The organism is Aeromonas sp. s9, assembly GCF_040907765.1.
GTDB lineage: Bacteria > Pseudomonadota > Gammaproteobacteria > Enterobacterales > Aeromonadaceae > Aeromonas > Aeromonas caviae.
Genome location: NZ_JBFOCK010000031.1, coordinates 65836 through 85221, shown reverse-complemented (window position 1 = coordinate 85221; position 19386 = coordinate 65836). Strand labels below are relative to the sequence as shown.

23 protein-coding genes and 1 pseudogene are annotated in these 19386 nt (G+C 62.2%); 9 read left to right on the top strand and 15 right to left on the bottom strand.

Annotated features, from left to right (window positions below; translation table 11 throughout):
* Positions 1-36 precede the first annotated feature (36 nt).
* The 4 genes from AB5Y54_RS05945 to AB5Y54_RS05930 all read right to left on the bottom strand — a co-directional run bounded on the left by AB5Y54_RS05945 (position 37) and on the right by AB5Y54_RS05930 (position 2571).
* Positions 37-735, bottom strand: coding sequence for a hypothetical protein (locus tag AB5Y54_RS05945; protein ID WP_201985585.1), 699 nt, complete (start codon positions 733-735; stop codon positions 37-39).
* A 207-nt stretch (positions 736-942) separates the two neighbouring features.
* Positions 943-1491, bottom strand: coding sequence for a GNAT family N-acetyltransferase (locus AB5Y54_RS05940; RefSeq protein WP_201985855.1), 549 nt, complete (start codon positions 1489-1491; stop codon positions 943-945).
* Positions 1491-1907 (bottom strand): GNAT family N-acetyltransferase, encoded by a 417-nt coding sequence (locus AB5Y54_RS05935; RefSeq protein WP_368153367.1) that lies wholly within the window; start codon positions 1905-1907, stop codon positions 1491-1493. The genes AB5Y54_RS05940 and AB5Y54_RS05935 overlap by 1 nt, the downstream gene beginning before the upstream one ends.
* Positions 1908-1935: 28 nt before the next feature.
* Complete coding sequence (locus tag AB5Y54_RS05930; RefSeq protein ID WP_201985857.1) at positions 1936-2571, bottom strand: Vat family streptogramin A O-acetyltransferase; 636 nt, start codon at positions 2569-2571, stop codon at positions 1936-1938.
* 223 nt (positions 2572-2794) lie between these two features.
* On the opposite strand from AB5Y54_RS05930, the gene AB5Y54_RS05925 reads away from it, so the two are divergent.
* Both AB5Y54_RS05925 and AB5Y54_RS05920 read left to right on the top strand, forming a co-directional pair.
* Positions 2795-3379 (top strand): hypothetical protein, encoded by a 585-nt coding sequence (locus tag AB5Y54_RS05925; RefSeq protein ID WP_010672673.1) that lies wholly within the window; start codon positions 2795-2797, stop codon positions 3377-3379.
* A 327-nt stretch (positions 3380-3706) separates the two neighbouring features.
* Positions 3707-4597 carry a sensor domain-containing diguanylate cyclase gene (locus tag AB5Y54_RS05920; RefSeq protein ID WP_052814437.1) on the top strand — a complete coding sequence of 297 codons (891 nt, stop codon included), beginning with the start codon at positions 3707-3709 and terminating at the stop codon, positions 4595-4597.
* A 63-nt stretch (positions 4598-4660) separates the two neighbouring features.
* On the opposite strand, the gene AB5Y54_RS05915 is transcribed toward AB5Y54_RS05920, so the two are convergent.
* A complete protein-coding gene (locus AB5Y54_RS05915; protein WP_010672675.1) occupies positions 4661-5299 on the bottom strand; it encodes an exopolysaccharide biosynthesis protein in 639 nt (212 codons plus the stop codon).
* A gap of 201 nt (positions 5300-5500) precedes the next feature.
* Between AB5Y54_RS05915 and AB5Y54_RS05910 the strand changes: the two genes are divergently transcribed.
* Positions 5501-6115 carry an outer membrane beta-barrel protein gene (locus AB5Y54_RS05910; protein ID WP_103259388.1) on the top strand — a complete coding sequence of 205 codons (615 nt, stop codon included), beginning with the start codon at positions 5501-5503 and terminating at the stop codon, positions 6113-6115.
* 45 nt (positions 6116-6160) lie between these two features.
* Positions 6161-6690: pseudogene (locus AB5Y54_RS05905) on the top strand (GNAT family N-acetyltransferase).
* On the opposite strand, the gene AB5Y54_RS05900 reads toward AB5Y54_RS05905, so the two are convergent.
* Positions 6671-6976 (bottom strand): monooxygenase, encoded by a 306-nt coding sequence (locus AB5Y54_RS05900; RefSeq protein ID WP_039040460.1) that lies wholly within the window; start codon positions 6974-6976, stop codon positions 6671-6673. The pseudogene AB5Y54_RS05905 and the gene AB5Y54_RS05900 overlap by 20 nt on opposite strands.
* A 121-nt stretch (positions 6977-7097) precedes the next feature.
* Between AB5Y54_RS05900 and AB5Y54_RS05895 the strand changes: the two genes are divergently transcribed.
* The gene (locus tag AB5Y54_RS05895) at positions 7098-7454 is read left to right on the top strand and encodes a helix-turn-helix domain-containing protein (protein ID WP_042015355.1); all 357 of its coding nucleotides are present in this window, start codon (positions 7098-7100) and stop codon (positions 7452-7454) included.
* Here the strand turns inward: AB5Y54_RS05895 and AB5Y54_RS05890 are convergent.
* The 3 genes from AB5Y54_RS05890 to AB5Y54_RS05880 all read right to left on the bottom strand — a co-directional run bounded on the left by AB5Y54_RS05890 (position 7426) and on the right by AB5Y54_RS05880 (position 11368).
* The gene (locus AB5Y54_RS05890; RefSeq protein ID WP_368153365.1) at positions 7426-8463 is read right to left on the bottom strand and encodes an acyltransferase; all 1038 of its coding nucleotides are present in this window, start codon (positions 8461-8463) and stop codon (positions 7426-7428) included. The two genes, AB5Y54_RS05895 and AB5Y54_RS05890, sit on opposite strands and share 29 nt — an antisense overlap.
* Before the next feature lie 176 nt (positions 8464-8639).
* Positions 8640-9260 (bottom strand): PepSY-associated TM helix domain-containing protein, encoded by a 621-nt coding sequence (locus AB5Y54_RS05885; protein ID WP_181023106.1) that lies wholly within the window; start codon positions 9258-9260, stop codon positions 8640-8642.
* 65 nt (positions 9261-9325) lie between these two features.
* Positions 9326-11368, bottom strand: coding sequence for a TonB-dependent siderophore receptor (locus AB5Y54_RS05880; protein ID WP_039040464.1), 2043 nt, complete (start codon positions 11366-11368; stop codon positions 9326-9328).
* A 272-nt stretch (positions 11369-11640) separates the two neighbouring features.
* Here AB5Y54_RS05880 and AB5Y54_RS05875 point away from each other — a divergent pair, with 272 nt between their 5' ends.
* Positions 11641-12123 (top strand): GNAT family N-acetyltransferase, encoded by a 483-nt coding sequence (locus AB5Y54_RS05875; RefSeq protein ID WP_069785524.1) that lies wholly within the window; start codon positions 11641-11643, stop codon positions 12121-12123.
* Between the two features lie 470 nt (positions 12124-12593).
* Positions 12594-13331, top strand: a complete 738-nt coding sequence (locus tag AB5Y54_RS05870; RefSeq protein WP_201985864.1) for a bifunctional 2-polyprenyl-6-hydroxyphenol methylase/3-demethylubiquinol 3-O-methyltransferase UbiG — start codon at positions 12594-12596, stop codon at positions 13329-13331.
* 59 nt (positions 13332-13390) lie between these two features.
* Here the strand turns inward: AB5Y54_RS05870 and AB5Y54_RS05865 are convergent, their stop codons facing one another.
* Entirely contained in the window at positions 13391-14449 is a 1059-nt protein-coding gene (locus AB5Y54_RS05865; protein WP_029313567.1) for a porin, read from the bottom strand.
* A gap of 218 nt (positions 14450-14667) precedes the next feature.
* Here AB5Y54_RS05865 and glpX point away from each other — a divergent pair, with 218 nt between their 5' ends.
* Complete coding sequence (gene glpX, locus AB5Y54_RS05860; protein ID WP_039040467.1) at positions 14668-15678, top strand: class II fructose-bisphosphatase; 1011 nt, start codon at positions 14668-14670, stop codon at positions 15676-15678.
* A 355-nt stretch (positions 15679-16033) separates the two neighbouring features.
* Positions 16034-16285, top strand: coding sequence for a YkgJ family cysteine cluster protein (locus AB5Y54_RS05855; protein WP_010675884.1), 252 nt, complete (start codon positions 16034-16036; stop codon positions 16283-16285).
* Between the two features lie 163 nt (positions 16286-16448).
* On the opposite strand, the gene murA is transcribed toward AB5Y54_RS05855, so the two are convergent.
* The 5 genes from murA to mlaD are packed head-to-tail and all read right to left on the bottom strand — an operon-like array spanning position 16449 to position 19383.
* On the bottom strand, positions 16449-17705 hold the full coding sequence (gene murA / locus AB5Y54_RS05850; RefSeq protein ID WP_041211853.1) for a UDP-N-acetylglucosamine 1-carboxyvinyltransferase: 1257 nt from the start codon (positions 17703-17705) through the stop codon (positions 16449-16451).
* Positions 17706-17724: 19 nt separating this feature from the next.
* Complete coding sequence (gene ibaG, locus AB5Y54_RS05845) at positions 17725-17982, bottom strand: BolA family iron metabolism protein IbaG (RefSeq protein ID WP_010675882.1); 258 nt, start codon at positions 17980-17982, stop codon at positions 17725-17727.
* Positions 17982-18254, bottom strand: coding sequence for a lipid asymmetry maintenance protein MlaB (locus AB5Y54_RS05840; protein ID WP_010675881.1), 273 nt, complete (start codon positions 18252-18254; stop codon positions 17982-17984). Before AB5Y54_RS05840 ends, ibaG begins: the two co-directional genes overlap by 1 nt.
* Positions 18251-18883 (bottom strand): phospholipid-binding protein MlaC, encoded by a 633-nt coding sequence (mlaC, locus tag AB5Y54_RS05835; protein ID WP_039040470.1) that lies wholly within the window; start codon positions 18881-18883, stop codon positions 18251-18253. The genes AB5Y54_RS05840 and mlaC overlap by 4 nt, the downstream gene beginning before the upstream one ends.
* A 2-nt stretch (positions 18884-18885) precedes the next feature.
* A complete protein-coding gene (gene mlaD / locus AB5Y54_RS05830) occupies positions 18886-19383 on the bottom strand; it encodes an outer membrane lipid asymmetry maintenance protein MlaD (protein ID WP_010675879.1) in 498 nt (165 codons plus the stop codon).
* Positions 19384-19386 lie beyond the last annotated feature (3 nt).

Genomic DNA, 19386 nt, shown 5'->3' with positions numbered 1-19386 from the left:
TGCAATTCACTTCGTTCATTGCACCCTACGGTATTATCACTCATGTTCTTCTTTTCCCGTCTGCTGTGTTTTTGATATTTCATTAGCTATATCAAGAACTGCTTTTGCATCGTATGGTTGCAAGTAATCAATTAGTGTTAACTTTTTTGTGACACCATTTAATGAGGTTCCCATAACTATTCCTTTTTTGTTGTCTGCATCAAGCCAAAACCTATCATGAATTTCATCTGTTCTGATGTCTTTTATTATTATGTCTGAATTAATGGATTTTAATATGTTGTGCATGGCATTTGGGCTGCGCTTTTTAGCGTCTTTAGGTTTGGGCTCTTGAGTGAAAAATGTGATGCTTTGCAGTGAGTCAGATAGCTCAATTATCATTTTTTTAAACAGATTCAGAACGCTTTCTTCGTTTGAGTAGAAGAATGCATCGATAATCATTAGGTTTTTCACACCTTTCAATGTACGGATAAATCCAAGAATTACGATCTCAACTTCATCTACAGTTATACCTGGGTGTAAGATAGAGTCACAGGTTATATGGTATCGGAATAACGATGATGGCCCATTCTTGATGAACTCTTCACGTAAAAGATCTTGAATGTGAGTGGTGTTTAGTCGAGTCAACATGAAATCTCGACTTAAATCTGGATTGTCATAAAAGCGTTGAAAAATATCTCTGCTATTAACTCCGTTGCTAGCGTGGCATGCAATGATTGTTATTTCCTTATCGCTCATAATGTCTCTTTTTAATAATTAATGTGGTAGTTTTGGTTGTTGGCTAGTGTACAGTCACCTTGGCAAAATTATCAAACTCTGAGTATTACATCGTGATAATTAGCGCGTCACGATATATCAGGGCTCAGGAGTTGTTGTGATAAAAATAGCCATAGTCTTCATCTGTTCACATGATAGAGAACGATAGTATTCGCTTTGCTACAGAAATCAGCCTGATGGCACAAGAGAATAAATAAGTGCATCAATAGGCTGGCCATGGAGGAATATACGGTTCCTTGCCCGACACTCAAAGGCGGCCCCGGCAGCGATGGCGACGTCTTCGCTGGCGCTGTTGCCAATTCCCATCACGATCTCCAGCCGAAATAGGCCCAACTGCTGAAAGCCAAAGTCACGGAGCAGGGCGACCGCCTGACGGGCGATGCCGCAGCCTTGGCGAGATTGCCTCACCCAATAGCCGATATTGCCGTAGCGATGATGGGGCGACAGCTGGTTGATACCTGCGCCACCCAGCAGTTGGCCGGTGGTGGCGCAGAAGATGCCCATGTCAAAGGCGCGTCCCGCCGCGCGATCCTGATCGCAGGTCGCAAACCATCCCATCGCCTGCTCCCGGTTGAACGAGGGAGTGCACCAGCTCATCCATTTGCCGACCGTCTCGATGGATTCGTGGGCCGCGCGGACAAACTCGTCGGCATCGCCCGCTTCGAATGGACGGATCATGAGTTTGGCGTTGGCATTGGCAAGACGCTGGAATGGCATCACTTATCCTGCTTCTTCAAGAAATAACTCACATGCCCCGGCGGCATATCGGGCAACTGGCCAAAGACCTCGTAACCCTGCTTCTGGTAGAAGGGGAGGGCCTGAAAACTGGTGGTTTCCAGATGGTAGTTGGTGATGCCCTTGCTTTGGGCGTACAGCTCCATGGCGCCGAGCAGGCGGCCGCCCCAGCCATCGCGGCGGATGCGTTCGTCGATCCAGAGCCAGTCGACGTGCAGCCAGCCCCACTTGATGTCGGCGATGATGCCGCCGTGAACCTTGCCCTCTTCATCCTTGATAAAGCTGGCGATCCGCTCGCGCAGATGGGTGCCGGCGTGATCCTTGTTGTAGCCCGAGAGACCAATGCGCAGCGCTTCGATCTCATCGTCCTGAGGCGGTTGGGGTGGGGTGAGTTGCATAGTGCTTCCTGCTTGATGGTGGTTGTCTCTAACGGGTTGCCGCTTCCAGCGCGGCTATCTCGCCGCCGCTGATAAGCGGCAGGTTGCGGCTGATCTGCTCTACCGGCCAGTCCCACCAGGCGATGGCGTTGAGACGGGCGATGGTGTCGTCGTCGAAGCGGTAGCGGATCACCTTGGCCGGGTTGCCGCCGACCACGGCATAGGCGGGAACGTCTCCGGTGACCACGGAGCGGGCGGCGATGATGGCGCCGTTGCCGACCTTGACCCCCGGCATAAGCAGGGCCTCATAGCCAATCCAGACATCGTTGCCGATGACGGTATCCCCCTTGTAGGGGAGGCTGCCAGGGGCGGGGGCGGCGCTCTCCCAGCCGTTGCCGAAGATAAAGAAGGGGTAGGTGGAGAAGCCGGAGGTCTGGTGGTTGGCGCCGTTCATGATGAACTTCACCCCGCGGGCGATGGCGCAGAACTTGCCGATGATGAGCTTGTCGCCGATGAAGGGGAAGTGGTAGAGGACGTTGCGCTCGAAGCCCGCCGCATCCTCCGGATCGTCGTAATAGGTGTAATCACCCACCTCGATATTGGGCCCCTTGATGGTGTTCTTGATAAAGCACACCTGGGGGAAGCCGTTCATGGGGTGGGGGTTGGCGGGATCGGGTCCGTGCATGGGGGACTCCTCTGGGATCTGGGCTCAGGCTACCCTAACGGAATCGGGTGGAGCCTTGCCACCCTTTTGTGCCCTCCGCTTCGCCAGTCTCTGTCGCCCCCTGCCCATGTGCGCATCGACCCGGGGCGGGTTTGTCTCTAGCATGGAGGGGCGGCGGAGTCTGGCTCCGTCAAAATGGATGATGGACGAAGTGCGCCTTGCACACTTCTGGCGGAGAGAAAAGATGAAGCTGCGTTCCTTGTTGATGGTGGGTGCCCTGCTGCTGGGCGGATGTGCGGTCAATCCCTATGGGGGGACGCCTGCGCCGGTCGGCGAGCCGGACAAGCCGGTGACCAAACCAGAGAAACCCGTGGCCGAGCCTGACAAGGCCGAGCCGGTGCCTGCTCCCAAACCCGTGGCACCGACGGGGCTGGCGGTCGCCCTGGCCGATGACTTCCTGAAGGCCGCCGATGTGCAGGCACTGGCGGGCAGCAGCCCGGTACTGCTGCTGATGGCGCCCCAGAACGGTACAGGTGAGCCCTTCAGCACCCAGCCCCTGGCGGTGGCCATGATCCAGCGCATTCAGGCCAATAGCGGCTTTCGTTTCGCAGACCCGGGCCAGGTGGCGGCCATCACGGGTCAGCTTGAATACCAGCAGGGGGGCATGAACCCCGCCTCCCTGGTGCGTCTGGGTCGCCAGACCGGGGCGGGTTACATGCTCTACGGGGATCTCCTCTCTGAAGGGGGCCGCTACCGGCTCGCCATGAGCCTGATGGATCTCAAGAGCGGCGAACTGCTCTGGAACGCCAGTCGATCCGCTGCCCGCTGATGCCGGCTCGCCGGATCCCGCTTGACCGGGATCCGGCCTTGTCCCCTTCTCCGGGGGCGGGAATACCCCTGTGGCGCCCCTGACGTCACAGGGGTTGGCATGTCGCACTGCCTGAGGGCAAAAAAACCTTCCTGACTGTCTGACAACCCTGGTTCTGACAGCATCCCCAATTGCTACCATTCACTTTGCCGGAGGCTTGTCCGGTGAACACGTCACCGACCGCATCCTTCCCGCCCGGCAGGCAGCTTTCTGCCCCTGTGCGATACTCCATGAGTCTTGTATAACAGGAGTACAGGGACCCACTCCCACGGATAGCAAGGAGCTCGGATGGCGCTCTCAGTGGCACAACTCTACGAAGTGATGGCCCAGTTGCCGGATCCCGTTTTCATCCTCAGCGAAGATGGCTACTACATCGAGTACATCGGCGGGATGGAGCAGCAGTCCTACCAGAACGGCAACCCGCTGATCGGCAGACAACTGCTGGACGTGCTGCCCGAGGACAAGGCGCAGTGGGTGATGGCGCAGGTGGCTCAGGCCCTCGCCAGCGGCCAAGTGCAGGTGGTGGAGTATGACCTCTCCCCCGCCGAGGTGGACGGCATCGACGCCGACGCCGGGCCCCAGGGAATGCAGCGTTTCGAGGGCAAGATAGCGCCCTTGCCCTCTTTATATGAGGGGAAGCGGGCGGTGACCTGGATGACCCGCAGCATCACCCGCCAGCACGAGCTGCAACAGCGGCTCAAGCGGCTCGGGGAGACGGATCAGCTCACCGGCCTCTACAACCGCCACTTCTTCTTCGACCAGTATCACCACAGGGTGCAGGGGCAGCATCTCACCGGCCTCATCATGCTGGATCTCGATCACTTCAAGCAGATCAACGATCGCTTCGGCCACCAGACCGGTGACAAGGTCCTGTGCCGGGTCTGCGAGTGCGTCTCTGCCCAGTTGCGGGGGGAGGATCTCTTCGTGCGCAGCGGTGGCGAGGAGTTTCTGATCCTGCTGCCGCAGATAGACGAGGGGATATTGCTGAAGGTGGCGGAGCGGATCCGCGCCGCAGTGGCGGCCATGGCGCCGGATCCCGCCCCCGTGACCGTGAGCCTGGGCACCACCCTGATCCGGCCGGGAGAGGATCTTGGCACCGTGCTGGCCCGGGCGGACGAGTGGCTCTATCGGGCCAAGCGGGGCGGGCGCAACCGGGTGGCCCACGATGGGGCACCCTGAGGGGCGCAGTGAACAGGAAAGAGGGCGACCCGGGGTCGCCCTCTTTCATTTGGCCGGGCCAGATCAGCCAAACAGGGTCGAGATATTCTGCCCCGCCATCAGCAGGCCGATGGCCAGGGCGCTGAACCAGACCAGGGTAGCGGCGACCAGGGCATAGCCGAGGGCGACGAAGAGCCCGTCCCGCTGCAACATGCCGATGGCCAGCAGCAGGATGGCCCAGGCGGGCATGGCGTTGGTGAAGGGAATGGCGCCCAGCGGCAGCATCAGCAGCAGGGCGGCCAGCATGATGAGCAGGCCGTTGCAGCGGTTGATGGTCACGCTGCCGGTCAGGATGAGCAGGCGCGGGCGGATGAAGCGGTCGATGCGGGCCAGCAGATCCGCCCCCTTGTGCAGGGTCGGCTTGAGGTGCTCGGCGGCGAAGCGGCGCTCCATCAGGAAGGCGGGCAGCCAGGGCACCCGGTTGAGGGTGATGCCGATGCCGATGAAGAGGATCAGCAGGCCAAAGGGGGTGCTGACGCCGGGAATGGAAACCGGCAGCAGGAAGGGAACCGTGAGCAGCACGCAAAACAGCAGCATGCCCTGCTCGCCCACCAGGGCCAGCATCTGGCGCAGGCTGATGTGGCTCTCCTCGATGGCGTGGGCGGTGGCCCTCAGGGTATCGGAGAGCGTGCTTTGGGGGTCGTTGAGTTGCGCGGCAACCATTCCTGAGATCCTCGTCTGTTGATGCCACTGCTGTGGCGCCGCCAGCTTACGGGGACGAGGTTAATCCCGGATGAATAACCCCGGGGAGCACAGATTTTTCCATCGGAAGCGGGGCAATGGGGCTGGTACAGCCCCCGTCCAGTGTGGGAGACGGGCGCTCTGATATGCTTTGCGCAGGTCTTTTCACCAAAGGATGAGCACATGAGAGGAGCGATGGGGATGGTGCCTGGGTTGCTGCTGCCCCTGGCGGGCTGGGCAGCCGAGCCCCCGGCGACGGGCTGGCAGCTGACTCCCTTTGCGGGATACAGCTCGGCCATCGACTTTCGGGCCATGGACGAGCCGGCCCCCACGCCGCACGGGAGCGACATCGACACCCTGCAAGGGGAGCGCTCCGGCAGTTGGGGGCTCTTCATCAGCAGGGAGGTGGATGACCCCGGCATGGTGGAGCTGCTCTACAGCCACCAGTCGACCCGGGTGTCCCCCGAACTGCCCGACAGGCTGACGGTGGACACCCTGCACTTCGCCGGGGCCCTGACTCTCTCGGACAACCTGATGGCCCCCTATATCGGTGCCGGGATAGGGGTCACCCGCTTCGATGCCTACGACAGCGAGACGGCCCCTTCCATGTCCCTGGCCCTCGGGGTGCAGCCGCGCCTGACCGAACATCTGGCTGTGCGGGCCGAGGTACGCGGTTATGGTGCCCTGGTCAACGACGACAGCCAGTTTCTCTGCAACCCCGAGATCTGCGCCTTTCGGGTGAGGGGGGAGCTGATCACCCAGTGGCAGGCCAATATCGGCTTGACCCTGAGGTTCTGAGCCTCATGATTGGGCTCCTTTGACCAGACAAGGCGATACGACTCCGTGCCATCCCTGCCCCGTGAACTGCCCGTACTGCTGACGCCAAGGGGGCGACTGCGCCCCTTCGATGGGCGGGATGCTGCCGATCTCTTCGCCATCTACGGGGATCCCCTGGTGATGCGCTTCGTCGGGGAGCCGCCGTTTCCCTCCCTTGCCACCGTGTCGCAGATGCTGGCTAGCGTCGAGCGGTTGCTGGCTGGCGGCGAGTCGCTGGAGTGGGGGCTGGAGTTACGCGGCAGCGGCCGCCTGGTGGGCACCTGCGGCTTGCACAGCTTTGCGGCCGGCGCCAGCCTGCGCCAGGCGGAGGTGGGCTGCATGCTGGCCCGCAGCCACTGGGGACAAGGTCTGATGGGGGAGGCGCTGAGCGCCCTGATCGCCTATGCCCGCCAGCTTGGCATCATCACCCTGCTTGCGGATATCGAACCGGACAATCTGCCAGCCAGCGGCTATTTGAGCGGCTGGGCTTCATCTGGCAGCAGGATACCTGCTACCGGTTGCTGCTGGGCGAGGAGATCACACCAGACCGCGCGTGACGCGGCTGAGGGGCTCGTTGACGTCGAACACCTTGTACTGCACCGCGCTGGCGCCCATGGCGAGCACCCGCTGCTCGTGCATGGTGGCGTAGGCGAGGGCGCTCCCCTCATCCTCGAACAGATAGATGCCGCCCGCCTCGCCGGTGCGCGGGTTTTCGGTCCAGATCTTGGAGATGAAGCCCGGCTCCCGGGTGATGGAGTCGGCCAGCGGCATGGCCGCAGCAGTGAGGGCCGGTCCCATCATCTCGGCGGGGAAGTTGAAATGGATCTGCAGCAGGCTGGGCATGATAAACCTCTCGTGGGCGTTGATTGACGGAATCCGCATCATAGGAAGCCAGCATCTTGGCTGCAAGAAGGCACATTTTCGTGGCATAGTTACCGCAAAGTAACCACTCACGAGCCATACCGTGCCCTCACTGCCCTGTCCCGCCTATCAGGTATTGCGCCTGCTGACCGGCAAATGGAAGCCGGCCATTCTGTTTCATCTGCGCGAACAGACCCTGCGCTTTGGCGACCTGCGCCGCTGCCTGCCCGAGGTGAGCCAGAAGGTGCTCACCGCCCAGCTCAAGGAGCTGGAGAGCGACGGTGTCATCATCCGCACCCTCTACCCCGACGTACCGCCCAGGGTGGAGTACAGCCTGAGCCCCCTTGGCGTCGCCCTGATCCCCCTGCTCCAGCAGATGCACGATTTTGCGCTGAACCACGTTGATCTGCTGGCTGGTCAGGGTCCTGTTTCTAGCGAGCCCGCAGCAACCAGCGGCTGAGGGCGGTGGCCGCCAGCAGTCGGTAGCCGAGCAGAGTGAGCGCCAGCAGCGCGGGTACCTTGAGGAGTTCCCACCACACCTGCTTGCCCTGGGGGCCGAAGATCATCAGCCACACCACCAGCATCATGTGCAGACAGTAGAGGCCGAGCACTTTGGGGGCCTGGCGCTCCAGCCAGCTGCCTTTGCCCCATACCGGGTTGGCCAGCAGCAGGCCGAACAGCCCCAGCGCCCAGGGGAGCGAACCCAGCAGGAAATCATGACGAGCGAGGGGGACGGCGGCAACGCGCAGCAGCCCTGCGGCCTCCAGGGCGTAGAGCCCCATCCCCGCCATCATCATCAGGGCGCAGCGCCTGGCGTCCGGCTGCCAGGCACGCAGGCGCAGCTCGGCGCCAAGCGCCACGAACAGCAGGGAGAAGAAGGGGCCGTTGCGGGTCAGCAGGGCCCACTCGCCCCCCGGCAGCAGCGGGCCATAGGAGCCACCGATCAGGGCCAGGGCGTAGAGCAGGGCCCCCAGCAGCAGGGCCAGCCTCGGCAGGCGGACCTGCTGGCATAGCCCCAGGATCAGCACTGCCACCATCAGGGCGGGCAGGAACCAGAGGTGGATCATGCCGCCCACCCACCAGACGTTGAGCGGATCCCCGAGCTGCATCTGCCACTGGCCTGCCATGGCGGGCAGGTAGCCCTCGCTCACCGCCGCGAGCGGGTTGAAGGGTATCAGCACGTAGAGCAGGCTCCACGCCAGCCAGAGCCCCAGCAGGGGTCGGCAGTAGCGCAGTGCGACCGTCAGCGGGTGGCCTGCGGTGAGGGCGGGCTGCAAGAAGTAACCGGCGCACAGGAAGAACAGCGGCACCGCGAAGCGGCAGAGCTGGTTGATGACGGCCCCGACCAGAGGGTAGGGCGTGCCGTCCCACAGGGCGGGGTCGAAGGGGTTGCTGAAAGGGGAGAGATGGATGGTCATCACGGCCAGGATGGCCACCACTCGCCCGCATTCGATGCTGGAGATGCGCATGATTCCTCGTGGCGTTCGGGAGCTGGGCGCACCCTATCAGCCGCAGGTGCTCCCTATCCAGCCGCCTGGTCGCCAACTGTGACCCCCATCGGAGGCCGGTTACCCTTTGTTACCCGAGGTGCGGGCAAGGTTACCGCCGCCGGGAGCAGGATCCCGTTTTGGTGTCGGTAAAAGGGCTAGAGCAGGGCCACCAGCACGGTGACCAGGGCGCCCAGCAGCAGCAGGGCGATGCCGCGACCGGCGGGGCCGTGCAGCTTGTTCCACATCAGCAGGCTGGTGAGGGCCAGCAGCAGCATGGCCAGGGCCGCCAGATCGCCCACCAGTTGCCAGGGCAGGCCGGTGCCCATGCCACGGTGCAGCCGGTTGAGGCTGGCAGCGAAGTTGGCCTGCTGCAGCTCGGTGCGCACCAGCAGAGTGCCTTCCACATAGCTGGCGGCCACGCTCTGGCTGAGGGTGACACCGCGCAGCTCCCAGCGGGCCGGCAGGGTGAGGGCGCCGGATGGTGTGGGCAGGGTCTGGGGCGGGGTGATCTGGGGTCGCCCCTCCTCGAACATGTCTGCATAACGCTGTTGCAGCAGGGCTTTCAATTCATCCGGGCTGGCCAGCGGCGTGCTCAGTACTATCTCTTCGCTCGATTTGGCGGTGTGGGGACCGGGCAGGGGCAGCACGGCCCTGTGTTGCAGCCAGAGGCCGGTGAGGCCGTAGAGCAGCATCAGGGTGAGGGTGGCAAAGCCGGCCCAGGCGTGGATGCGGCGCACCCACTTGTTGTTGTGCAGGGGGAGTTTTCTGCGTGTCATCGTTCGGTGCTTCATAACAATCTGGCCAGCGAACGCTGGCCAGAGGGGTCGGTAAACAGGGAGGATCAGAAGCGGTAGGCGGCGGTCAGGTGCAGCTGACGGGGCGTGCCCGGCATGATCTGGGCCGCGCTGGTGGCGCTGACGAAGTAGTCGTGATCGGTCAGGTTCTCCACGCTCAGCTGGGCTTCCCACTGGGGCCAGCGATAGCCGGCACGGGCGTCGAAGCGGGCGTAACCGGGCAAGGTGGTGGTGTTGGCGTTGTCGGCGAAGCGATCCCCCACCGCCGTCATCCCGGTCTCGCCGAACCAGCCCTGCTTGCCGCTCTGGTAGCCGGCGAACAGCTGGCCGTTCTGACGGGAGACGTTCATCGGCCGCTTGCCTTGCAGGTCCGCATCTGCCTTGACCTGCTCGGCATCCTGGATGGCGACGCCGCCGCGCAGATAGATCTCGTCGGTCAGCTGGGCACGGGCGCTCAGCTCGATGCCGTCGGTGCGCTGCAGACCGGTGAGGATCACCCGGGTGGGATCCAGCGGATCCTTGCTGCGCTTGTTGTACATCTCCAGCCGGTAGAGAGAGAGGGTGGTGGCGAGGCGGCCGTTCAGCCAGTCGCTCTTCACGCCCCCTTCATAGAGCCGGGTGTGCTGGGGATCCAGGTTGTTGTTCTTGTCCCCCGGGGTGATGCCGATAAGCTCACCGCCCACCGGGGTGAAGGTCTTGCTGTAGGAGGTGTAGAAGGCATGCTCCTCGATGGGGTTCCACACCAGGCCCAGGCGCGGACTCAGGCTGGTGACCGAGAGGGTCTCTTCCTTGTCGAGGTCGTTGCGGCGGCTGGTGACGGTGAAGTCGTCGCGGCGCAGGCCTGCCAGCAGGTGCCAGTCGCCCAGGCTGAGCTGATCCTGCACATAGAGGCCGACACCGCGCACCCTGTGATGGGCGTCGCTGGAGAGTTTCATGGCGCCGTCGTAGGTGGGCAGGGAGCCCGGATCATAGAGGTTGCCTGCCGGGATCGGGTTGGCGTTCTGGTAGAGCTTGGGGGTGCGATCCTGCCAGCCCTGCTCCAGACCCACCAGCAGACGATGGGCGATGGGGCCGGTTTGCAGCTGGCCTTCCGCCTCGGTGTTGCTGGTGAGGCTGCTGGCCTTGAGATCCTGCTGCCAGCGGGCGCGGGTCACCTTGTCACCCTTGACGCTGGTGACATAGGTATTGTCGAACTGGCTGTCGAGGGTGGTGTAGCCGAGCTGCTGGCGCAGTTGCCACTGATCGTTGATGTCCCAGGTGAAGCGGGAGCGGGTGGACTGGGCCACATCGTCGATGAAGTCGCGGCGGGTGTCGCTGTAGACGCTCTCGATGGGGACATCCGCCGGGCGACCATCGACGCCGGGAATGCCGCGATCCGGGGTGCGATCGTGCTCGTTGCGCTCGTATTGCACCAGCCAGTTCAGGGTGTCGGTGATCTCCCAGTTGACGGAGGGGGCCAGCAGGGTGCGCTTGCTGGTCACGTCGTCGCGAAAGCTGTCTTTGTCTTCCTGGGCCAGGTTCAGGCGCACCTGTACCCGCTCTCCTGCCTCGCCGTTGAGGTCGGCGGCGAAGCGTCGGCTGTCGAAGCTGCCGACCTGGGCGCTGACGCTGGAGGCCTGCCCCTTCTGGGGAACCTTGCTGACCCGGTTGACGATGCCGCCCGTGCTGCCACGGCCGTAGAGCACGGCGGCGGGGCCCTTGAGCACTTCGACCCGCTCGATGTTGCCAAGGTCGCGGGTGTATTGCATGTCGTCGCGCAGGCCGTCGAGGTAGAAGTCGTTGCTGGCGCTGAAACCGCGGATGGTGACGCCGTCAAAGCGGGTGTCGCCGCTGGCGTTGACGCCAGGGATGCCGGTCAGGGCTTCACTCAGGGTGGGCTGGCCGAAGGCGGTCAGCTCGCTTGCCTTGACGGTCTCGATGCTCTGGGGCACCAGCTTGGCCGGGGTGGCGGTACGGGTCGCGGTGGCGACCTCTTCATGTTGGCTGCGTTTGCCGACCACGGTCAGGGTTTCGTCTTCGGCACGGGGGCTGGTGCAAACCGCCAGCAAGGCGACGCCCAGCAAGGCGCGCGGGGAGTTGGAATGGTTCATCTGGGTGTGACTCTTTTTCGACCAATTGGCCTGAACTTGTTGATTTAATTGTAATTATTGATTTCTCTCATCGCGAGAGGTTGCTAATGATATTGATTTTCATTTGCCTTGCAAGGAGAAGATGCAAGAAAAAGAGATCATTGGCGGCAGGCTCTGAGGGGGCTGGAGCCTCGGGGAAAAGGCCGGGGGAACCTTGGTTCGGTTCGGAGGGGACGCTACCATGGTAGCCTCGCGCCTTGGCGCACCATCCGGCACACACAAGGGAGAGAAACATGGTCGAGATCATCAGGGCGGATCTGCACAACCCTCGCCACGGCGAGGCGCTGATCGCGATGCTGGACGAATACGCCAGGGACGAGATGGGGGGCGGCAGTGCACTGGCGGACGAGGTGAAGGCGAATCTGGCCGAAGCCCTGGCCGCGCGACCCGGTGCCCATGTGCTGCTGGCCTGGGTCGATGGGGAGCCCGCTGGCGTTGCCACCTGCTTCGAGGGCTTCTCGACCTTCGCCTGTCAGCCGCTGCTCAATATCCACGACGTGGCGGTGCACCCTGCCCATCGCGGCCACGGCATCGGCAAGCAGCTGTTGGCGGAGGCGGAGCGGCTCGCCCGGGAGCTCGGTTGCTGCAAGCTGACCCTGGAGGTGCTGGAGGGGAACAAGGTGGCCCAGGCTGCCTATCGTGCCAGCGGCTTTGCGGGTTATGAGCTGGATCCCGAGGTGGGCCGGGCTATGTTCTGGCAGAAGAAGCTGGGGTGAGAGGGTCGGCAAACATGATCTGCCGGGCTTGCCTCTGAGACTCCTGTCCCCTAGAGTGGCACCAGATTTTTCAATGTGTTGATGGAACCGGCCCGGCCGGGTGAGTGACATGACCCTTTATGCTTCGGATCAGCGAGTGACCCGAATGAACTCCGTACAGATGCGCACGATGAAGCATTGTCCGGAGCCGGTGGAGGCCCATACCTCCCATCCATTCATCGTGCAGTGACGACCGGATCTCGCTACCTCGCGGGAGCCGTGACCTTGCCGCACGACTGAACCAAGGCCATAGACGTTGCCTCGTCTATGGCCTTTTTTGTTGCCCCGCAGCCAGGCTGCGGGTGCGAGACAGAGCAGAGGCCCGCCCGGGTCTCTGCTTTTTTTATGGTCTGTCATGACCGACGGGTATGCTTGGCAAGGGCCGTGTCGTTGGCCAGAGAGGCTGACCATCTTCAAGAGGAAACAGTGCAATGTCACAAAATATCTATGATGAACCAGGGTTTTTTGAGGGCTATGCCCAACTGCCACGCTCCCTTCACGGGCTGGCGGGGGCGCCGGAGTGGCCGGCGCTGCACGCCATGCTGCCGGATCTTGCCGGCAAGCGGGTGCTGGATCTGGGCTGCGGTTATGGCTGGTTCTGCCGGGCAGCCAGAGATCTCGGGGCTGCCGATGTGGTCGGTATCGATCTCTCCGCGAAGATGCTGGCCCGTGCCGCCGAGCTGACCCGGGATGAGACCATCCGCTATCGGCAGGGGGATCTGGACGGTCTTGCGCTGTCCGATGAACCTTTCGATCTCATCTACAGTTCCCTGGCGCTGCACTACCTGCCTGAGGTGGCGCCGCTGTTTGCGGAGATCCACCGTGCGCTGGTGGCTGGCGGCAGCCTGGTGTTCTCGGTGGAGCACCCCATCTTCACCTGCCCGCAGCCGCAGGGCTGGCTGGTGGATGCAGAGGGACGCCGCTCCTGGCCCATCAACGGCTATCAGGCGGAGGGCAAGCGGGTCAGCAACTGGCTGGCGGAGGGGGTGATCAAGTATCACCGCACCCTGGGCACCTACCTCAATGCCCTTGTCGCCGCCGGGTTCCAGATCCGCCGCGTGGAGGAGTGGGGGCCGACGGCGGCGCAGATTGCGGCCACCCCGGCCCTGGCGGAGGAGGCGGAGCGCCCCATGCTGTTGCTGGTGTCGGCGTACAAATCCCTGGCCTGACGCAATAAAAAACGGCGCGCAGAGTGCTCTGCGCGCCGTGTCGTCAGGTGGTTGCCGACTTAGAAGTCGTAGCGGGCCGCCAGCTGGAAGTCATCCTTGGTGTTGAGCTTGCCGCTGTCATGGCTGTCGAGGTTGTTGATGCGGTACTCGCCGATGACGCGCAGGTTCTTGTTGAACTTGTACTGGGCACCCAGGGTGTAGTAGTCGATGGAGTCGTAGTCAGACTTGCCAGCCTGCTCCACCTTCTGCTTGTTCCACAGGGCCATCAGGCCGAAGCCGCTCTCGAAGTTGTAACCCAGCGCCCCTTCCCAGCCGGTGTGATCCTTGCCGGTGGCCAGGAAGTCGCTGCCGTCGGCATAGCTCAGAGCGGCGTAGAGGGCCTTGTTGTCGTACTTGGCGGAGAGCAGCCACAGCTTGGCATCCTCTTCACCGCTCTTGTCGCGGATGCCCACGTTGTAGGCGGTCCCCAGGGAGAGGTTGAACGGGAAGGTGTAGGCCACGGCGGCACCGTAGGCGGCATCGCTGTCCTTGCTGGAGGTCTCTTCGGTGTCACCGCCATCGAACTTGTAGCTGGTATCTACTTGGAAACCGTTGAACAGGCCGGAGTACTTCAGCACGGAGCCGGCGCGGTTGGTGGCGAAGGTGTCGGTCTTGGCGCCCAGTGCCTCGTTGCCGTAACCATCGGAGAGAGAGACATCAGTCCAGTCCGCCAGGAAGCCAGGAGCCCCCTTCTGGCGACCGAAGGTGACGGTCCCCCAGTTGGCGCCGACACCGGCGAACGCCAGACGGGTGCGCAGGTTGTCGGAGTTCTCGCTGACGGTCTTCTCGCTGTCGTTGATGTACATCTGCAGTTCGTACTGGGCCAGCGCCTTGAGACCCGGGTTGATCTCGCTCTCTACCTTGGCACCCAGACGGACAAACTGGTTGGCCCCCTGCTTGTCGCTGTATTCGTTCTTGATGTCACCGTTGGCGTCCAGCTCTTTCTTCTCGCCGAAGAACTGGCCGGCGTAGATGCGGCCGTAGAGGTCGAGCAGGGTGCTCTCGTTTTTGTACACTTCGACGGCTTGAGCCTGGAAGGCGGCGGTAAGAGCCAATGCTACTACTGTCAGCTTTTTCATCATGATCCCTTGTGTTGCAAGCTTTTGTTTTAAAAGACGGGGCCATGCTAGAAGTGACAGATGACAGTCGGGTGACCGTGCAATGAACAAACCGTGTCGGTTCCATGTCAGCGGGATGAAAACCGGGATTTATGTGGCTGGTCGCCACTTTTACGCGCAAAGGTTTGCCCTTGTGGTAGAATGCCGCCCGTTTTCGAGCTCCTAAGGTTGGATATGCGATGAGACGTGAACTGGCAATCGAATTTTCCCGAGTGACGGAAGCGGCTGCACTGGCTGGCTACAAGTGGCTCGGACGTGGTGACAAGAATATCGCCGATGGCGCGGCCGTGGCGGCCATGCGTCACATCCTCAATCAGATCCAGATCGATGGCGAGATTGTGATTGGCGAAGGGGAGATCGACGAAGCCCCCATGCTCTACATCGGCGAGAAGGTGGGCACGGGTCAGGGCGACGCCGTGGACATCGCGGTCGACCCCATCGAGGGGACCCGTATGACTGCCATGGGTCAGGCCAATGCCCTGGCCGTGCTGGCGGTGGGCGACAAGGGATCCTTCCTCAAGGCCCCCGACATGTACATGGAAAAGCTGATCGTGGGCCCCAAGGCGAGAGGCGCCATCGATCTCGATCAGGCCCTGGAGCTGAACCTCAAGGCCGTGGCCAAGGCGCTCGGCAAGCCCCTCTCCCGTCTGACCGTCATCACCCTGGCCAAGCCGCGTCATGACAAGGCGATCAAGGAGATGCAGGGCCTGGGGGTGCGGGTGTTCGCCATTCCCGACGGTGACGTGGCCGCTTCCATCCTCACCTGTCTGCCGGACAGCGAAGTGGACATGCTCTACGGCATCGGTGGCGCGCCGGAAGGGGTGATCTCCGCCGCGGTGATCCGCGCCCTGGACGGCGACATGCAGGCTCGTCTGATCCCCCGCCACCAGGTCAAGGGTGACAGCCCCGAGGTTCGCGCCCTGGGTGAACAGGAGATCGCGCGCTGCGAGGAGCTGGGCATCGACGTGAGCAAGGTGCTCAAGCTCGAAGATCTGGCCAAGAATGACAACGTCATCTTCTCGGCCACCGGCATCACCAAGGGTGATCTGCTGGAAGGGATCACCAGCGACGGCGTCATGGCGACCACCGAGACCCTGCTGATCCGCGGTAAATCGCGCACCATCCGTCGTATCAAGTCGATCCACTTCCTGGATCGCAAAGACAGCGTGGTACGCGACATCATCCTGTAAGCAGGAGAATGGCGGTGGCGGCAAGTCACGTACTCTCATGCCGTCGTATCAAGCCGATCCACTTCCTGGATCGCACGGACAGCGTGGTACGCGACATCATCCTGTAAGCAGGAGGATGGCGGTAGCGGCAAGTCACGTACTCTCATGCCGTCGCATCAAGTCGATCCACTTCCTGGATCGCAAGGACAGCGTGGTACGCGACATCATCCTGTGATGTGCTGACTCCCGCAGCAAAAAGCCCGGCACTGCCGGGCTTTTTGCGCTCTGCAGGGCGCCAGGGTGCCCGGGCAGGGATAAGGCTTAGGAGAAACCGGACTCCTTGCTACACTGCAGTGCCCCACAGAGGAAACATCACATGGAATGTCGTCAGGGATGTGGTGCCTGCTGCATCGCCCCCAGCATCAGCAGTGCCATTCCCGGCATGCCGGACGGCAAGCCCGCCGGTGTGCCCTGTGTGCAGCTCGATGCGCACCTGGGGTGCAAGATCTTCGGCCAGCCGGAGCGCCCGGCGGTGTGCGGCGGCTTTCGCCCCATGGCGGACGTGTGCGGCTCCCATCGCCAGGAGGCCATCTGGCTTATCGGCGAGCTGGAGCGGCTGACCGCCTGAGCCCTTGACCCTCTCCCTCGGGGAAAGGGTGTCTGCTTGTCTCCCTTCATCTCCGCCCCTTCTCCCGCAAGGGGAGAAGGGGGGACCGCCATTCGGAGTCATGAAAAAGGCCCCCTCGCCTGGCGAGGGGGCCTTTTTATGGTCGGCTCATGGTGAAGCCAGCTTATTCCTTGATGCGCTCGATGCGACCACCCAGGCCTTGCAGCTTGTGCTCGATGTCTTCGTAGCCACGGTCGATGTGATAGATGCGATCGACGATGGTGGCCCCTTCGGCCACGAAGCCGGCCAGCACCAGGCTGGCGGAGGCGCGCAGATCGGTCGCCATCACCTGGGCACCCTTGAGCTGCTGGGTGTCGCGGCAGATGGCCACATTGCCCTGCAGTTCGATGTCGGCACCCATCCGTACCAGCTCGGGCACGTGCATGAAGCGGTTCTCGAAGATGGTCTCGGTGACCATGCCGGTGCCCTGGGCGACCGCGTTCAGCACGGTGAACTGTGCCTGCATGTCGGTCGGGAACGCCGGGTAGGGGGCGGTCTTGATGGTGACAGGTTTCAGGGTGCGACCTGTCATGTCGAGGGTGATCCAGTCGTCACCCTTTTCAATCAGGGCGCCAGCCTCTTCCAGTTTGACCAGTACGGCTTCCAGCAGGCTGGGGTCGGTGTTGCGGCAGGTGATCTTGCCACCGGTCACGGCGGCGCCCACCAGGAAGGTGCCGGTCTCGATGCGATCGGGCTGCACGCTGTAGCTGCCACCGTGCAGACGTTCTACGCCGTCGATGGTGAGGGTATCGGTGCCGGCGCCCTGAATGTTAGCTCCGAGCGCGTTGAGGAAGTTGGCCAGATCGACCACCTCCGGCTCACGGGCGGCGTTTTCGATCACGGTGCGACCGTCAGCCAGGGTGGCGGCCATCATCAGGTTCTCGGTACCGGTCACGGAAACCATGTCCATCAGGATGTGGGCACCTTTCAGGCGGCCGTCGACGCGGGCTTTGATGTAGCCCTCTTCGATGACGATCTTCGCGCCCATCAGCTCCAGGCCGTGGACATGCAGGTTGACCGGGCGGGCACCGATGGCACAGCCGCCGGGCAGGGAGACGTCTGCTGCACCGAAGCGGGCTGCCAGCGGGCCCAGGGCCAGGATGGAGGCACGCATGGTCTTCACCAGCTCGTAGGGGGCGACATGATTGTTTACCGCACCGGTCAGCACGGTCACGTTGCCGTTGACCTTGGTGGTGGCGCCCAGCATCTCCAGCAGCTTGAGGGTGGTACCCACGTCTTTCAGGCGCGGTACGTTGGAGAGTTGAACCTCTTCGTCACACAGCAGGGTGGCAAACAGGATGGGCAGGGCGGCATTCTTGGCGCCGGAGATGGTCACTTCACCGGAGAGGGTGCAGGGGCCGGTGATCTTGAATTTGTCCATGGTTTACTTCTTTACCAAATCAGGAGGGCAGCTGGAATTTACGCTCGCGTTTCCACTCGGCGTCGGTATAGGCCTTGATGGAGAGAGCGTGGATCTCGTTGGTGGCGATCTTGTCCATCAGCGGGGCATAGATGGCCTGTTGTTTCTTGACCCGGCTCATGCCGTCAAACATGTCGCCGACGGCGATCACCTGGTAGTGACTGCCGTCCCCTTTGACATGGACTTCGGACAATGGCAAAGCCTCGAGGAGTATCGCTTCAATTTCAGAGACTTGCATTATGAGTCCTCAGTTGTGAGCGGGGTTGAATGAAAGAGGCTGGCCACCCCGTAGAGGTTGGCCAGCGTATGGAAATCGTTGGAGGCACCCACCAGTGTCGGAGTGGCACCCCGTGCCAGTGCCGCCTTGGCCCACTTGACCAGCAGGGCAAGGCCGGCGGAATCCAGGGTAGTGACGGCACCGAGTTCGAGCCGATCGTCCTGCCACCAGTCGGCGCGGCGTTGCCACAGATCGTTGACCTGCGGGGCCTGCAAGTCACCGCTCAGGATCATGACTTGATCACCAGCGGCTTGGCGTTGTGTTCACGCAGCTGGGCGATCACCGCATCGATGCCGTTCTGGCGAATGAGGCCGCCCAGCTCGTTCTGCTTGGCGGAGAGCAGGCTGATCCCTTCGGCAACCATGTCGAAGGCTTTCCACTCGCCGGTCTTGTTGTTCTTGCGCAGCTTGAACTCGAGGAAGATGTCCGGCTTGCCGGCCTCTTTCACGCTGACGTTGACGGCGGTGATGTTGCTCTCGGCGGCTTTGCCGGGCTGGACCTTGACGGTCTGCTTGTCAAAGTGTGCCAGGGCGTCGGCGTAGGAGCTCACCATGTACTCGGTGAAGACGTCCACAAAGGCGTCACGCTGGGCAGGGGTCGTCTGTTTGATCTGGTTGCCGAGCACCTTGTAGGCGGCGAAGCGGTTGTCCACGTAGGGCAGCAGCTCCTCGCGGATGATGACGCGCAGGTGATCGGGGTTGCTCTTCACCTGGGCCTGATCGGCTTTCAGGCGGGCAAAGGTCTGCTGGGCGGCCTGATCCACGAGGGCATAGGGGTCCGAAGTGTTGACATCCGCACGGGCGACGAGGGAGAACAGCATGCTGGTCATCAGACCCAGCATCAGGGCGATCTTCTTGAACATGGTTACTCCTTGGTTGCGGGTGTGTTGGCCGGGGAGGACTGGCTGTAGAGGAACTTGCCAATCAGATCTTCCAGCACGATGGCGGACTTGGTGTCTTCGATCATGTCGCCATCCTTGAGCATGCTGGTGCCCATCTCCTCATCGCTGAACCCCGGTGCCAGACCGATGTACTGCTCACCGAGCAGGCCAGAGGTCAGGATGGAGAGGGTGCTGGTCTCGGAGAACTCGCCGGCACTCTTCTGCATCTGCAGGGAAACGATGGGGACCTGGCTCTTGGGATCCAGGGTGATGTCGCTGACACGACCGACGACGACGCCGCCGACCTTGACCGGCGAGCGTACTTTCAGGCCGCCGATATTATCGAAATGGGCGCGCAGGGTATAGGTTTCTCCTTCCGGTTTGAAACTCAATCCCGCCACTTGCAGTGCCAATGCCAGAATGGCCGCGATGCCAGCCAGCATGAAGGCGCCAACCAGAAATTCTACTTTGCTGAACTTCATCTT